General features: G+C 49.8%; 10 protein-coding genes, 1 pseudogene and 1 riboswitch. Of the genes and pseudogenes, 8 read left to right on the forward strand and 3 right to left on the reverse strand.

The features are described 5' to 3' along the window. Positions 1-141 precede the first annotated feature (141 nt). The 6 genes from IEW11_RS13205 (at position 142) to IEW11_RS13230 (ending at position 8,396) form a co-directional block, all read left to right on the forward strand. Positions 142-3,678, forward strand: a complete 3,537-nt coding sequence (locus tag IEW11_RS13205) for a hypothetical protein (protein WP_188531526.1) — start codon at positions 142-144, stop codon at positions 3,676-3,678. A 285-nt stretch (positions 3,679-3,963) separates the two neighbouring features. Then, positions 3,964-4,737: a Cof-type HAD-IIB family hydrolase gene (locus IEW11_RS13210; protein WP_188531527.1), complete on the forward strand. Its 774-nt coding sequence runs from the start codon at positions 3,964-3,966 to the stop codon at positions 4,735-4,737. 214 nt (positions 4,738-4,951) lie between these two features. Continuing rightward, the gene (locus tag IEW11_RS13215) at positions 4,952-6,166 is read left to right on the forward strand and encodes an ABC transporter ATP-binding protein (RefSeq protein ID WP_188531528.1); all 1,215 of its coding nucleotides are present in this window, start codon (positions 4,952-4,954) and stop codon (positions 6,164-6,166) included. Next, positions 6,163-6,846 (forward strand): ABC transporter permease, encoded by a 684-nt coding sequence (locus tag IEW11_RS13220; RefSeq protein ID WP_188531529.1) that lies wholly within the window; start codon positions 6,163-6,165, stop codon positions 6,844-6,846. The genes IEW11_RS13215 and IEW11_RS13220 overlap by 4 nt, the downstream gene beginning before the upstream one ends. Further along, on the forward strand, positions 6,843-7,742 hold the full coding sequence (locus IEW11_RS13225; protein ID WP_188531530.1) for a glycine betaine ABC transporter substrate-binding protein: 900 nt from the start codon (positions 6,843-6,845) through the stop codon (positions 7,740-7,742). Before IEW11_RS13220 ends, IEW11_RS13225 begins: the two co-directional genes overlap by 4 nt. 18 nt (positions 7,743-7,760) lie before the next feature. After that, positions 7,761-8,396 carry an ABC transporter permease gene (locus IEW11_RS13230; RefSeq protein WP_188531531.1) on the forward strand — a complete coding sequence of 212 codons (636 nt, stop codon included), beginning with the start codon at positions 7,761-7,763 and terminating at the stop codon, positions 8,394-8,396. Between the two features lie 489 nt (positions 8,397-8,885). On the opposite strand, the gene IEW11_RS13235 is transcribed toward IEW11_RS13230, so the two are convergent. Further along, positions 8,886-11,795 carry an EAL domain-containing protein gene (locus tag IEW11_RS13235; protein WP_188531532.1) on the reverse strand — a complete coding sequence of 970 codons (2,910 nt, stop codon included), beginning with the start codon at positions 11,793-11,795 and terminating at the stop codon, positions 8,886-8,888. Positions 11,796-11,890: 95 nt separating this feature from the next. After that, positions 11,891-11,978: riboswitch (cyclic di-GMP riboswitch) on the reverse strand. A 157-nt stretch (positions 11,979-12,135) separates the two neighbouring features. On the opposite strand from IEW11_RS13235, the gene IEW11_RS13240 reads away from it, so the two are divergent. Then, positions 12,136-12,354, forward strand: a complete 219-nt coding sequence (locus IEW11_RS13240; RefSeq protein ID WP_188531533.1) for a hypothetical protein — start codon at positions 12,136-12,138, stop codon at positions 12,352-12,354. Between the two features lie 62 nt (positions 12,355-12,416). On the opposite strand, the pseudogene IEW11_RS25455 reads toward IEW11_RS13240, so the two are convergent. Next, positions 12,417-12,773: pseudogene (locus IEW11_RS25455) on the reverse strand (IS1182 family transposase); the annotation flags it as partial. A gap of 224 nt (positions 12,774-12,997) precedes the next feature. Next, positions 12,998-14,056: a LacI family DNA-binding transcriptional regulator gene (locus IEW11_RS13245; RefSeq protein WP_188531534.1), complete on the reverse strand. Its 1,059-nt coding sequence runs from the start codon at positions 14,054-14,056 to the stop codon at positions 12,998-13,000. Between the two features lie 274 nt (positions 14,057-14,330). Between IEW11_RS13245 and IEW11_RS13250 the strand changes: the two genes are divergently transcribed. Next, entirely contained in the window at positions 14,331-15,764 is a 1,434-nt protein-coding gene (locus IEW11_RS13250) for an L-fucose/L-arabinose isomerase family protein (protein ID WP_188531535.1), read from the forward strand. Positions 15,765-15,774: the final 10 nt, after the last annotated feature.

Here is a 15,774-nt window from a genome sequence, read left to right on the forward strand (position 1 = left end):
ACATCTATGAAAACCCTTTCTACCATATGATCTCTAACTTTACTATGATTCAAATGTATTGTTTTCATAGAGGAGGTATCTATACACATCGGCAAGCTGCAGGGCAAAAAATCAGCGTCAGAGGAAAGGATGTAATGACATTTGCGAAAACACAAGTGGTTAGCAAGTCTGTTGATTTTTTCTTTAATCGGAGGGCTGTTTGTTGGCGCGGCGCCAATCGTGACGGCAGAGACAGCAGCGGTTACGGCTTCTGAAGCAGCTGTTGAGGATCTGGGCATTCCAATTCAGACGGCACAGACGATTGATGCGGCTTATGGCCAGGAGGATGGAGCCAATGTTGTGTATACGACGGTAACGGGCAGCGCCTCGTCAGGTGAATATGCGACCTTTAACGTCATTGATGTCGACAATCAAAAGCTTCTTCGGTCTTTAACGCTCACAGGAGTCAGTAATGCCTGGTCACACTTGGTAACACCGGATGGTCGGGTTTTTATTGGAGCTTCCCACAAAATGTTCGTTTATTCGCCTGCAACGAAGAGCTTGACGGATCTGGGAAGGCCGCTTGCCGGCACCGAATCCATCTGGTCGCTCACCTCCGATGAGAACGGCAACGTGTACGGGGGCATCTATTCCGCTTCGGTTGGCGGACGCGTCTTCCGGATCGACGCGCAGACGCTGGAGATCACCGACCTGATCGGCGGGCCGGTCGACGATGGAACCGCGCCTGGGGACGACGGCAAGCGGGAGGATTATGTCCGCTCCCTCGCCTATTATAAAGGCAATATCTATGCGGGGACAGGCTCAACGAACGGACGGATTTGGAAGATCGATCCGACAACCGGCGAAAGAACGAGAATCGAGCTGCCCGGCTCGCCAAGCGATCCGATCTATAACGGCATGTATGACAAAATGGGCGCCGTTTACGGCTTAACGGCAGTCGATCGTTATTTATTCGTTTTCTTCAACGGCCCGTTTACCATGCATGTATTCGATATGGAGGCCGGTCAGTGGACAGACGCTGCCTTCACAAATATCCGCGGCATGCAGGCGGCTACGGGTTACAATAATGGCAAGTTGTATACAAGCAAAAGAGACAAGCAAATGTGGGAGATTGATGTCGCAACGTTCACGGAACGGCCGGTTATGCCTTTTGACGGAAGTATCCGCAACAGTCAATGGATGAACGTAGCGAATCAGCCGGAATTTCCAAACGGAGCGATGGTGACTATCTCCTACGATGGCAGAGTCGTGCTCTACGATCCGCCGAATCAATTGAGCAAAGCGCTTCCCCGTGTCGTATCCGGTCAGGGCATAAATATTCAGACGATAGAAACCGGACCGGACGGAAAGATTTATCTGAGCAGTTATATGGGCACGGAAGGCTCGCAGTATGATCCGGCAACAAGCCAATTCACCAATTTCCCGCTTGGGCAATCGGAAGGTATCGGCTCAGTCGGCGATACGCTTTACTTCGGGTTGTATCCGAAAGCAGAACTATTTGCTTGGGACACAACGACTCCGCTGCCGACAGAGACCGGACCGGCAAAGATATTCGAGATCGGGCAAGAACAAGACCGGCCTTTCGTAGTAACAGAAGGGGCCGGCAAGCTGCTGATCGGTACGATCCCCGGCTACTCCGCATTCGGCGGGGCGCTCACGATCTACGATCCGGAAGCCTCCGCTCAAAGCGGCCAGCCGGAGTTCGAGGTGTTCCGCAATATCGTTCAGGACCAGAGCATCACGGGCCTGTTGTATAAGGATGGCCTGATATACGGCTCCACATCGATATTCGGCGGGCTCGGAGATGCGCCGGTCGGCGCCCGCGCCAAGCTGTTCGTCTGGGATATGGCAACCAAGCAGAAGCTGTATGAGTGGGAACCGGAGCTCGGCGGGGCGGCCAGCCTGCCGATGATCAGCGGGTTGACGCTCGGGCCTGACGGTTTAATCTGGGCGTCTGCCAATGGCATCGTATTTGCATTTGACCCGGACACGCGTCAGGTTGTGAAATCCAGAAACATTTACCCTGATGTCACGAACTACGGCAAATGGCGTCCGGTTCATCAGCGCTGGGGCAGCGATGGTTTGCTGTATACCGATGTTGGAGCCAGGCTGACGGTCGTTGATCCGGAGACGATGGGCAGCACCCTCATGAGAGATAAGGTACAGTTGTTTACGCTTGATGCGCAGAACCGGGTATATGTGGTCAATGCAACAAAAGTGCTGCGTTATCCGCCGGCGGCCAAACCGGCTCCGCCTGAAGAAGAAACGCCGGTAGAACCGGGCCCCTACAAGTCCTACCTTGATATTCGCAATGGCGGATTCGAGGAAGTAAACGCTGACGGTTCCATACCGGGCTGGTCCATCCGAAGCTCGGCGCCGGATGTATCCTCCTTCTCCGCATCCACGGAGCAGAAACGGTCGGGAGAGCGCAGCCTGAAGCTGGTTGATGCCAGCACAACGGTTTCTTCGGCCATGCAATCCGATCCCGTAAAAGTCAAGGCTGGGAGGGAATATGTCACAGGCGTGAATGTATTCCTCGGTTCCCCGCCTGTGAATCCGGCAACCGGACAGCCATTTAGCAGCAGCCGCACTTCGGTCCTGGTCCGTTATTACGACGCCGCAGGCAAAGAGATTGCGGGTGCGGGCAGCTCCAGTAATATTCAGGCGCCATCTGGGCAGTGGATTCCTGTCGAGCTGGCGAGTACGGCACCGGCGGGGGCGGTAAGCTTGCGCGTTGTACTGATCTGCTCTGTAGCATGGGTAACGACCGCTTACTACGATGAGGTCTCGGTGCATACGATTGTTGATCCGTCCGAGGTTCCGGTCGTCGCCATTGAACCGGAGGCTGCCGATGTCGCGGAAGGCGACGACGTACATTTGTCCGTGAAGGCGACCGAAGGGGCGAGGATCCTGATCAAAGAAGGCGATGAACTGCTCGCAGAAGGGATGGGGGCGGGCGAAACACCGGTAATGATTGCCGTTCCGGCTCCTGCAGCGGGTATGCACAATTACACGGCAACCGCGATCGTGCCGGGCGTAGCCGCAAGCGAACCGGTTCAGGCTTCTACAGTGACGGTACATCCTTATACGGAGCTGCAGCTGGAAGCGCCGGAAGGACTGCTGCAAGCTGGCGACGCCATCACTGTCAATGCTTATGCCGTGTATGGGCCGCTTAAGTATGACGTGACGGGGGAGACCGTTTTTAGCTCGGATTCGGATGAGATCATCCGGATCGAGGGCAGTACGGTGACAGGGCTTGCGAAAGGTACCGCTGTCCTTAGCGCTTCTTACGCCGGGCGTGAAGCGGAACGGAGCATTGTCGTGACCGATTACGAGCTGGTCTCTGTCCGGATTGAACTGCCCGAGTATGAGATCAGCATTCATGAATCGATCGAGGCTTCCGTCTACGGCCGCTATGAGAATGGCATCCCTGGCCGTGAGGTGGAGAAGCTGCTGACCGAAGAAGTCCATGTGACAGCCAAGCCCGCGCAAAGAGTCAGAATCAAAGGCCTGACGATCACCGGCAAATCAAGAGGAAGTGCGATTATTACAGCCGAACATGCCGGCAAGAGGGCGGAAGTCCAATTGACCGTCATTCCGCCGGGACATGGAAAGCATAGAGATCACGTTTCCAGCCGGCAGGTCGCCGGGATCTCGCAGATTAGGCCGCCTGGATAGCGAATAGAATAGCCTGCTCAACAGCCGAGCGTGTTTCAGGTTGCCATACCTGATTCGCCTCGGTTTTTCAGCATGATTTGCTGCCCCGTATATTTTCTGCACTGCGCGCGCTCCCAGCGTATGGTGGGGCGATACGTGCTGGCAGAATGAACCGGTTCACGCAGCTGAAGCCCTTCCGTGGGAAGATTCAGCGTGTGTCAGGCAGCCGGTAAATTTTCTGCTTTGCAAACCGCTGCAATGATTGTTACATTAGATTATAAAGTTTGCGCGAGGAGTGTTAGAGCTATGACGGGAAAGATGATTTTTTTCGATATTGACGGCACGCTGCTGGATCATGATAAAAAAATTCCAACATCAACAAAACAAGCGATCTGCGAGTTGAAGCGGTTGGGGCATGAAGTGGCCATCGCCACGGGCCGGGGCCCATTTATGTTCAAGGAGATTCGGGAGGAGCTGGGGATCGACTCCTTCGTTAGTTATAACGGCCAATACGTGGAGTTCAGAGGCGAGCCGCTGCTTAAGAATCCGATTCAAGCCGAGCTGCTGCAGCAGCTGACGGAATATGCGGATAAGCATGGAAATCCGATTGTTTACATGGACCTTGAGACGATGAGAAGCAGTACCGAGTATCATGTACATATCGAAGAAAGCATCGCGACATTGAAGGTGCCCCATCCGGCGCATGATCCGGAGTATTTCCGCGGCAGGGATATTTTCCAATGTCTTGTATTCTGCACGATCGGCGAGGAGCCCATGTACAGGGAACGCTTTTCGAGCCTGGATTTCATTCGTTGGCACCAGTTCTCCATGGATGTGCTGCCGCTTGGAGGCTCCAAGGCAAAGGGCATTGAAGCGATGATCGGTAAGCTGGGCATTGCCAAAGAAGATATTTATGCTTTCGGCGATTATTTAAACGACATTGAAATGCTTCAATTTGCGGGCAACAGCATTGCTATGGGCAATGCGCCGGACATTGTGAAAAAAGCGGCCAAGCATGTGACGAAAGACGTTGGCGAAGACGGGATTATGCATGGCTTGCGTTTGGTGGGACTGCTCTAATAGAAGCTCCGTGAGCAGCAATAATTAAAAAGAATCAAGAAGACGAAGGACCCTTTCCGAGGGTTCTTTTTTCATACGTACACGTTCTATTCTAAAAGCCGAAAAATTATCCTTTCCTTTATTCGTACATGCAGCTAGGAATAACGTTGAACTTGATTGTTTCAATCTCATACTGGAAGGGTATCATTTTAGTTAAAGGGGTGGGATGCGTAAAATGATACGATTCGATAGAGTTAGAAAAGTCTATGAAGACGGCTTTGTTGCGCTTAAAAACATCGATATTGAGTTTAAAGAAGGCGAGCTGACGGTTTTAATCGGGCCGAGCGGCTGCGGAAAGAGCACGCTGATGAAGCTGATTAACCGATTGAATAAACCAAGCCAAGGAAGAGTGTTGATCCGGGAAAAAGACATTTCAAACATCGACCCGGTAGAGTTAAGGCGGAGCATCGGATATGTGATCCAAAATATAGGTTTGTTTCCGCATATGACGATAGCGTCAAATGTGGCTGTAGTCCCGCGTTTGCTCAAGTGGGACAAGGCTCGCATCGATAAGCGTGTGGACGAGCTTCTGCGGCTCGTTAATCTTGAACCGGATACGTACCGCAACCGGTATCCGTCAGAGCTTAGCGGCGGACAGCAGCAGCGGATCGGGATCATCCGGGCGCTCGCTGCAAATCCTGATATTATCCTGCTCGACGAACCGTTCAGTGCGCTGGACCCAATCACCCGCGAGCAGCTGCAGGACGAGCTTGTAAGGCTGCAGCAGGAATTAAAGCAAACGATTGTTTTTGTTACACATGATATGGATGAGGCGCTGAAAATCGCCGACACCATTGTTCTGATGAAGGATGGGGATATTGTACAGACAGGGCGCCCCGAGCGGATTCTGCGGCATCCGGCGAATGAATTCGTAAAGAGTTTTATTGGGGAGAAAAGGCTCCAGACCGAAACAGCCGATGAACTGTACACCGTAGACGAGGTCATGACAGAAAATACCGTAACCGCGTATCCGACGCGTGGATTGGCCGAAGCGATCAAGCTGATGGAAAAGCGTAAAGTAGACTCTTTGATTGTGGTAGACCGAAACCATACGCTGCTCGGATATGCTTCCATATTCCGGGTGCTGGACCGTTTCCGCGAAGAAAATGCGACACTAAGCGATGTGATGATCCCATTCGAGCATGTTGTAGAATCAGGCACGCCGATAACGGCTGCGATCACGCTGATGAATGAGCACGCATTGCCTTATGTGCCGGTTATTCGTGGTGCCCGTTTTGCAGGTCTCATTACGAAGGGGAGCATCGTGCGGCATCTTGCAGATGTTTATACGCCGGTTGAAACCACGGATGCGGTCATACCAGAGATGGCGGCAGCCGGCATGGAAGCGGAGCAGCTGTCTCAAGAGCAGAAGGGCGGCGGAGCGATATGATCAGTCAATATATCGACTTTGTGATCAGCCGGCAGGGAGACATTCTCCGCGCCATTCAGGAGCATATCATTATCTCGGCGGTAGCTGTATTGCTCGGGGCGCTTGTGGCGATTCCCATCGGTATCTGGCTGGCCGGTAACCGAGTCTCATGGATCAACGGCGTCGTCTTCGCCGTGGCCAATGTGCTGCAGACAATTCCGAGCCTGGCGCTGCTCGCCATTCTTATTCCACTGCTCGGAGTGGGCCGAAGCCCGGCTATTTTTGCTTTGTTCCTGTATTCCTTAATGCCGATACTGCGTAATACGTACAGCGGTTTTCAGTCGGTTGACCCGAATCTGCTCGAGGCGGCAAAAGGGATGGGATATGACAGAAAGCAGCGATTGCTCCAAATTCAGCTGCCCCTTGCCTTTCCCTACATTATGTCAGGTATTCGGGTAACGACGGTTTATATTATCAGCTGGGCGACCTTGGCAACGCTGATCGGCGCCGGTGGACTGGGCCAATTGATATTTGCCGGGATGGGCACCAACCGGAAAGAACTTATTTTTACAGGGGCCATATTGGCTGTTATACTGGCGCTCGCTGCAGATTTTCTACTCGGCTTAGCTGAAAAACGGGTAACGGCCAGCGCGAATCCCACAACCAGACAGACTGCCGCAGCACGAGGGGGTAACCAATGAACCGGAGCAAAGTTGCAGCTGCCAAGCTGTTATTTCTAACGATCGTATCTGCATTTGTATTATCCGGATGCAGTAATGCAAATAAGATTATTATCGGTACGCAGACATTTTCGGAGCCTAAGATTTTGGCGCAAATGCATAAGCTGCTCATTGAAGACAGAACAGACCTCAAGGTAGATGTGCTGCCCGATTTGGCATCCAGTGCGGTTGTTGCTGAAGCGATGAAAAACAATGATATCCAGATGGCCGTATTGTATACAGGGATGATCTTTGACAATTATTTTCCGATTGAGGAGACGAAAGACCGTGACCGCGTGCTGCAGCAGGCCAAAGAAGGATTTGATGAGTTTTACGGCTTTCATTGGTTTGAACCTTATGGCTTTGAGAACACGTATGCCTTCACGGTGCGTGAAGACTTGGCGGAACAAGAAAATCTTGAAAAGATCTCAGACGTGAAGCCGATCGCCGACCGCATGGCGCTCGGGGTGGATACGACCTGGCTGGAGCGGGATGCCGATGGTTACCGGGGGTTCCAGAGGGAATACGATTTTGCCTTCGGCAAAACGCTACCTATGGAAGTGGCGCTTGTGTACAGGGCCGTGGCAAGCCAAGATGTGGATATCGTGCTTGCATACTCTACAGATCCCCGTATTAAGGAATACAATCTGAGGTCACTCGCGGACGATAAGCAGTTCTTCCCGCCCTATGATGCGGTGCCGGTCATCCGTAACGATGTCCTTGAAGCACATCCGGAGCTGAATGAAATTATAAGTTTGCTGGCGGGTAAGATCGATGTCGATACGATGATTGCGCTGAATTATGAAGTCGACGTCAACAAAAGAAATGAAAGAAAAGTAGCCGAAGAATACTTGATTAAAGTCGGACTGCTTGACTAAAAGGAAAGAGGTGCCGGCATGGATATGTTTTTCCGGTATGTGGGAGAAAACTGGATTTATCTAATCGAACTGGCCTATCAGCATATCTTGATGGTGTTGTTGGCTATTCTGTTCGCCTTGGTCGTAGGCGTTCCGCTCGGTATCGTTGCAGCCCGGGTTCCCAAGCTGGCTAATCTAATTCTCGGATTGGCCAATGTCGTGCAGGTTTTCCCGAGCCTGGCCATGCTCGTGCTGCTGATGATCGTATTCGGGCTTGGCTTCACAACCGTGGTTATTGGATTGTTCTTGTATTCGCTGCTGCCGATTATCCGCAATACGTATGTCGGGCTTACGCAGGTAGACCCGGCGATTACGGAAGCAGGACGCGGTGTCGGAATGAGTTCGCTGCAACTTCTGTTCCGTGTGCAGCTTCCCCTTGCGATGCCCTTTGTTTTCACGGGTATCAGGGTGGCCGCTGTGATTGCGATTGGTGTAGCGACGATCGCTCCGCTGATCGGGGGCGAAGGGCTGGGCCGCGAGGTGTATTCCGGCATCAACATGGATAATCCGGCACGGCTCTACGCGGGTGCGATTCCTGCTGCCCTGCTTGCGCTGCTTGCCGATTTATTTCTAGGTAAGCTGCAGCGGCGCGTTGGCCAAGGGAAAGCGGCTTAAGTCTGCGATTACGATATCATAAATTGAAGGGGCCATCCCAAAAGTTTTTAACTACGCAGGAATGGCCTTTTTCACAACAGCCTGAACTTCTTTCCGTTCCGGATGGGCGTTGTATCTTCTCTGAAGAACTAAAGTGAGGGATTCAATTAACGGGAAATCCTCCCGCAAATTTGTTTGCCATCCCCCGAATTGACCATTAAACTGGAAAACCTCCTGCTAATTCGGCGCTCGAGGGATAAAACAGACTCAAACGATACAATTAGCGGGAGGTTTTCCATCTCTACTTTCTTCCGGAAGACTTGAAGGATGAATTAGCGGAAGATTTTCCAGTAAAGTTTGTTACAGCGGATCAAGGACCCGCTTAGACGGTCCGGCCACACCCGGCAGCAGCGCTTTTTTGCGGTCGACACATCGTAGCCAAGTCATTGGTCGACCGCCCTCGTCATGCGGCGAAACGCCGCGCGCTGGGAGCTTACAGATCCTGGATCTCTATTGCTCATCCTTTGATTCTAAAAAATGTCTGATTTTATCAGCTGAAAGCGGCTTACTTATCAAATACCCCTGAATCTCATCGCAATCCATCTCATGAAGCAGGGAGGATTGAACATCGGTTTCCACCCCTTCGGCAACGACGATCATGCCGAGACTGTGCGCCATGGATATGATGGCTTTAACAATCGAATGGTCCTCTTTATGATGTTGGATATCCCGAATGAAGGATTGGTCAATCTTAAGATGATCGATCGGAAACTTCTTCAAATAGCTGAGCGAAGAATACCCTGTCCCAAAGTCGTCCATCGATATTTTTACGCCCAATGTTCTGATTTCATGCAAAATGGACAGCACATATTCCATATTATGCATGCTGAGATTTTCCGTTATCTCCAGTTCAAGATATTGCGGCTCCAGTCCCGTCTCCCGCAGCACATCGGATATGAGTTGAACCAGATTTTGTTCTCTGAATTGCCTTACGGACAGATTGACGGCTACGGAGAAAGGTGGATACCCGGCATCCTGCCAAGATTTATTCTGGGCGCAAGCCGTGCGCAGTACCCATTCTCCAATTGGATTGATCATACCGCTTTCTTCAGCGACAGGTATAAAATCTGTTGGAGGGATCAATCCTTGCTCCGGATGCCTCCATCGAATCAAGGCCTCCAGACCGCTCAAGGCTCCTGTCCTTACATTAATTCTTGGTTGATAGTGAAGCTCAAATTCATTATTGTTCAATGCTTTGTGCATCATGGTTTCAAGAACCATGGTGTTCGAGTACGCCTCATCCATCCCGGCAACAAAGAACTGAACCGTATTTTTGCCGTTGTCCTTTGCCGCATACATGGCTTGATCGGCATTCTTGACAAGCACCTGATGATCAAGGCCATCCTCCGGATACATACTGATTCCGATGCTTGGCGTGATGAATACTTCGTGGCCGCTAATATCGATCGGAAGGGTGAAGGCATCCAGTATTTTTTGCGCAGCTTCGGCTGTTTGTTCACGCGTCATGTCCGGCAGGACAGCTGTAAATTCGTCTCCGCCCATGCGGGAGAGAATATCCTTGGTCGCAAGGCAGCTTCGCAGCCGGTTGGCGACATGCTGCAATAATATATCGCCGTTTTCATGGCCAAGCGTATCGTTTATCACTTTAAACCGGTCCAAATCGATAAAAAGGATGGCCGATGTCTGCCCCTTTCGCCTTGATTGCTCCAGCGTAGCGGCCAGTTCCCTGTTGAAGAAAATTCGGTTGGGCAGTCCCGTTAAACTGTCATAATAGGCAAGGTAGCGGATTTCACCGAACATTTTTTGAAGTCTAATTGCCATGTTCCTGAAATTGTCGATCAGTATCGTAATTTCGGTCGTAAAGCTGTTCGGCCAATGAACAGCTTGCTTGCCCAAAATTTTAATGTGCAGGTCTGTTGTCGTTTCCGCCAACTGCTTAATCGGCCGTACGATAGACCGACTGATAAAGATAGACGCTATAATCGCAATTAATCCGGAAATCAGTAAAATGGATAAGATTTTGATATAGCTAAAGTACAGGCCATCCCGATACGGCGCAACGCGGGTTTCCACGACAATTGTCCAATCCGTCATCCCGTTTAACGTAATGACCTTGACGTACGAAGACTTTTCCCACCGGTTCATTGGATTTTTAATATCCTGCGGAAACCAATGGAATAGATCATCCTTCAACAGATGGATATTTCCGCCTTGTCTCCAATCGTATTCCTGCATGATCGCAACGTTGGATCGCGTGCTTGCAATCACATGACTGTTGCGGTCTACAATGGTGACATCCATGCCTTTATGGTCTGTTAGCCTTTTGATTCGTTGGCTGATATAACCAAGGTTTAAAGCCCCGGCAGCAATGCCCTGGAATTGATCGTCAATAATAATCGGTGCGCCGATCATGATGATAGGCTCGGATACGCCGCCCCTTCCTCTAAATACATCGGAAATGACGGGTTGTAAGCTTTTTTTCATTTCATTAAAGTATGGACGGTCAGAGAAGTTCAAGCCGATCGTGGATTTACCGTTTATATTGTGCAATGGATAGAAAGTAAATGTGAAGCCTTGAGAGTCGGCAACATACATATTATGAAAATCAGGAAAGGATTGCTTCAGATGGGTTGTAAACATTTGCAGCGTCTCCGCCTCGTTCATATGCATTTCGGATGCCAGTTTTGAGAGCTGATAAATGGATGCCGCATGAACATTTCTCCAATTGGTAATATCGTTACGAATCACTTCCGATTTGAGCTCCGTGGTTTCCTGTATATCTCTATCGATGCTGTGAAATTCTTCCCTCCCAATGATGATCATGACCATTAGCAGCGGAAAGATGATTAAGGCGATAAAAATGCTGAAAAGAATATCATAGAACGAGCGGGAGGTTTTCTCTGCGTAAAATCCAGGCCATTTTGAAACCGGCAAATAAGTAAAGATCAGGGCGGCCAACAGGGCATTGAAAATCCCGTTTACAGCGTCCTTAAGCATAACCGTCAAGGTGGCTGTGGCATTCATGTTTAATGCGTCGTGATAGGTGAACCAAACTGCCGGCATCCCCAGGAAAACCCAAAATAAAGCGGTCAGCAGGACGATATTATTAATCTTCTTCCGGTACAGTAAGCCGATAAATATCGTTTCCAGAACAAAGATGACCATGGCATAAGGATGATTCCATAACAGTAACGTATAACTGTTGGCGATGATGGAGCCGATCAGGGCCCATTTAAATCCATACAGCTTTAATATTAACAATACGAAAATACTGCCGAATAAAAAGTTGACTCCAAAGAATAGGGACAGGTTGACTACATTACCGAGATAAGCAAGAACAATCAATAGAATCAAGTAAAATAATGAATGGAAAGATAATGATTTTTTCGTATCGAACATGAATTACGGCTCCCGCCTAAGAAGAGATTTTATGATAAAGAGGAGTGAATAACCTTAAATAAACACAAAAAACACTACCGAAAGGTAGTGTCCATGAATGCAACCCAGCCGTCATCGCATCGATGTGCGGAAGACCTGTGGCTTTGCGTCCTCGCCTTTCGGACGAGTTTGCCGTAGAATATATAAGTACAAAATTATAAAAACATCATAATATGAAATGTCGTATATTGTCAAAACATAGTTATCTTTGGCGGGGATTGTCTTGCGCAGCGGTTTGACCTATTTGTATAATGGGTAACAGAAACAGAATCTATATCTTACATTTTGGGAGGACTGCCGCATGGCACGTTATTTATTTGCATATGAAGTTAAATCTACAGGTCAGAAAGGCGAGTTCAGCTGGTCAGCGGACAGCGAAGAGGAAGCGCGTGAGAAAGTGCACGCCAAAATCACTGATTTCGAGTTCACGGAACCGGACGATATTGTAGTTGGCGATCTGTTAGAGAAGAAGGAAACGACAGGCGACCAATATTATGAGTGTGAAGGCTGCAGCGCATAAAGCGGCTTGGTTGGTAAGGTAATGAGGCTGTCCCAAAAGAGATCTTCAATGAGATATTGAAGCTTGTCATTCGGTTTATCTTCCAGTTTCGCTTCGAACTGCTTGACCGCTTGCTCCAGCTTTTCGCTTGTATGGACGCAGTTTCTCCAAGCTCACTGAGGTCCTGGCCGTTCAGCGCAGCATCTTCTTGCTTCTGGACCTCTTTGATCGTCGCGAACAGGGTTTGCACTTTTTCTTGCAGCTTCATTTTGTGTTTGACGACCGCCTTGCCCCAAACGAACGTAGCGATTGGCATTAGCTCCGATCTTGGTTCCTTCAACAAAGTAATGCTCCAGCAAGACGTAGCTTTGTTCCGCGAGGAACTGAAGAACGGCCGTAAATACCGTTTCGAGGACGACCTTAATGCGCTTTGACCGGAAGAGTAGCTACGCTGCGTGTAGGCGTAAATGATGACGGTATATTCGATCTACAAAAGAAGCCTCTCCTTTGTTCATGTTTGGTCGTACTTACATGTTAACAAGGAAAGGCTTCTTTTTGTTTGTTTTTAGGAAAGAAAAGGTTACGCCTACAACCAAAGTTTTTAAGAGAAAGGGGTTATCCCATCGTCATCATCGATGACTTATGGGACACCCCCATTTTGCCGTTAAGCGGGATTCACGGCCTCTTTGACTGGCGATCGGGATGACAGCCTCTCAATGAATTGCGTATCCACGGTTATTTTCGTTTTTACATCCTCGTCGGATTCGATAGATTGAATGAGCAGGTCGACCGCAAGGCGGGCCATCCGTTCTTTTTCCACATGTATGGTTGTCAGCTCGGGAGATACGATGACGGATTCGGATATATTATCGAATCCAATCACCGAAACATCCTCCGGAACCCGGTAACCAAGCTCGACAAGCGTTTTGATGGCGCTTATCGCAATATAGTCGCATTCGCAGAAAAACGCCGTCGGAAGCGGGTGTCCCGCATCCAGGTAGGCGCCCAGCTGACCCTTAAGCGCTTCCTGTGAAGAGAGAATGGTAGGAGCCACTGAGAACACGTGATCCTCTGCAATTTCAAGGCCGTTTTCGCGTAAAGCGGCTGTGAACCCGCGTTTTCTATCCTCAAAATTATGAATTCTTACATTAGAAGCGATATAGCCGATATTTTGGTGCCCGATTCCGCACAGATGAGAGCCGGCCTGATAAGCGCCCATTACATTATTGATTTCAACAAAATGAATCGGCAGGGTTTCAAAACATGTATCCAGTACGACGAGCGGAGAAGTCAGAAGGCCGGCGATCGCTGCGATTTGAGCCTGATTCAGATTCGTACCGAGAAGAATGACACCGTCGCTGCGCTTTTCCTCTGCAACGGCTTTAATCTCCTGTTCAAAAGACTCCATCTCCACGGATGTGAAGATAAGCGAGTAACCGCCTGAGCGGCACTGCTCCTCAATGTAATGGATCAGTTCCCTGAAAAAGGGCTGCTGATAATACTGCTCGAGAACAATCCCTGAGTTAGCGAATACAAGAAAGGTCAACGATTTGGTGGACGGGTCCGTTATTGTTGCCCTGGACTTTGGCAGATAGCCGTTCTCTTGTGCGATTTTAAGTATCCGTTCACGGGTTTCGGGACCGATCCCCGGCTTTCCGCTGAATGCAAGCGATACGGCTGATTTTGAAACGCCAGCAAGCTTTGCTATATCCTCCATTTTCACAGTGAAAAATCCCCATTCCTGTTAAATATCCGTTTAGTAAGTTTAGTGTACACTGCAAAATGTTTAGAAGCAAGAGTTGACTAAATTAATAATATAGTTTAGTCATATTATAACTAAATTAATAATAATATTTATATAAACACATTGACCTATTCCGAATAAGGTGATAGATTTATAAAAAATAGTAAATTATTTTAATTTAGTTTAGTTAGTTTAGTTTTTGTATCGTTCATTTAATTTAGTTCGTTCAGTAACTGACGGAGGAGAAACGGGAATGAAAAAGCTCAAGCTTGGTTATGCGCCCACGCGCCGGTTCGTATTTAGTGCAGAGGATGCTTTCAGGTACAAAGTCATGATTAAGGAAAAGATCGAAAGCTTCGGGATGGATATCGACATTGTTGATCTGGAAGGGCTTAACACCGAAGGGCTGCTCTACGATGATAATATTAACGCAGATCTTATCGCTGATCGATTTAGACAGGAGAATGTGGACGCCGTCTTTTTCCCGCACTGTAATTTCGGGACGGAAGATACGGTAGCCCGCGTGGGTAAGGCGCTAGGAAAGCCTGTTCTGCTGTGGGGACCCCGAGATGAATCGCCTTTGGAGGATGGCATGCGGCTGCGCGATACACAATGCGGCCTGTTCGCTTCCGGTAAAGTGCTTCGCCGCTTTAACGTCCCGTTCACGTATGTGACGAACAGCAGGGTAGACGATCCCGTGTTCGAGCGCGGTTTCACGAACTTTATCGCAGCGGCGAACGTGGTTAGAAAGTTCAGGAACCTGCGGATTTTGCAGATCGGGCCCCGTCCGGCTTCTTTCTGGACGATGATGTGCAACGAAGGCGAGCTGTTAGAGCGGTTCGGCATTGAGATTCATCCGATTACACTCGTTGATATCCAGCGGGCATCGAAGCGTATTGAAAGCGGCAACAGCGCCGAGCTGGCGGAAGCGGTCGATTATATTAAAGCAAAGCTGGACTGGTCGGAGGTAACGGAGGCGGATGTCAAGCGTATCGCGGCGCTTAAGGTTGCCATGAAACAGTACGCGATCCAGACCGGCAGCACCGCGATTGCGATTCAATGCTGGTCATCACTGCAGGATACGATGGGCATCATGCCTTGCCTCGCTAATGCGATCTTGACCGACGAGCAGATTCCGGTCACTTGCGAAACCGACATTCACGGCGCCATCACCTCCGTCATGGTACAGGCGGCTACGATGAATCAGCACCCAACCTTTTTCGCCGATCTGACCGTCCGGCATCCGGAAAACCCGAATGGAGAATTGCTGTTCCACTGCGGAAACTTTCCCGTATCGCTCACGGTCGAGGATAAGCCGAAGCTGCGGAAGCATTTTCTGTTCGACGACCATGCGCCGGGCACACATGAAGGGGAAATCAAAGGCGGCGGGATGACACTGGCCCGTTTTGACGGCGATCATGGCGAGTACCAATTGTTCCTGGGTCGCGCCCGCGGCATTCAAGGTCCGTATACACGCGGTTCCTATGTCTGGGTGGAAGTGAATGACTGGCCGCTTTGGGAAGAGAAATTGGTCAAAGGACCTTACGTTCATCACTCGGTCGGCATTCATGCGAATGCGATACCTGCTTTATATGAAGCATGCCATTATATTCCAGGACTTACACCGGATCCAGTGGATCCGACAGAGCGTGAAATTCAGGCATGGCTGCGCGGCGCGGGCCTGTAAACAAGGAGGG

Source organism: Paenibacillus abyssi (assembly GCF_014640295.1).
GTDB lineage: Bacteria > Bacillota > Bacilli > Paenibacillales > Paenibacillaceae > Paenibacillus_D > Paenibacillus_D abyssi.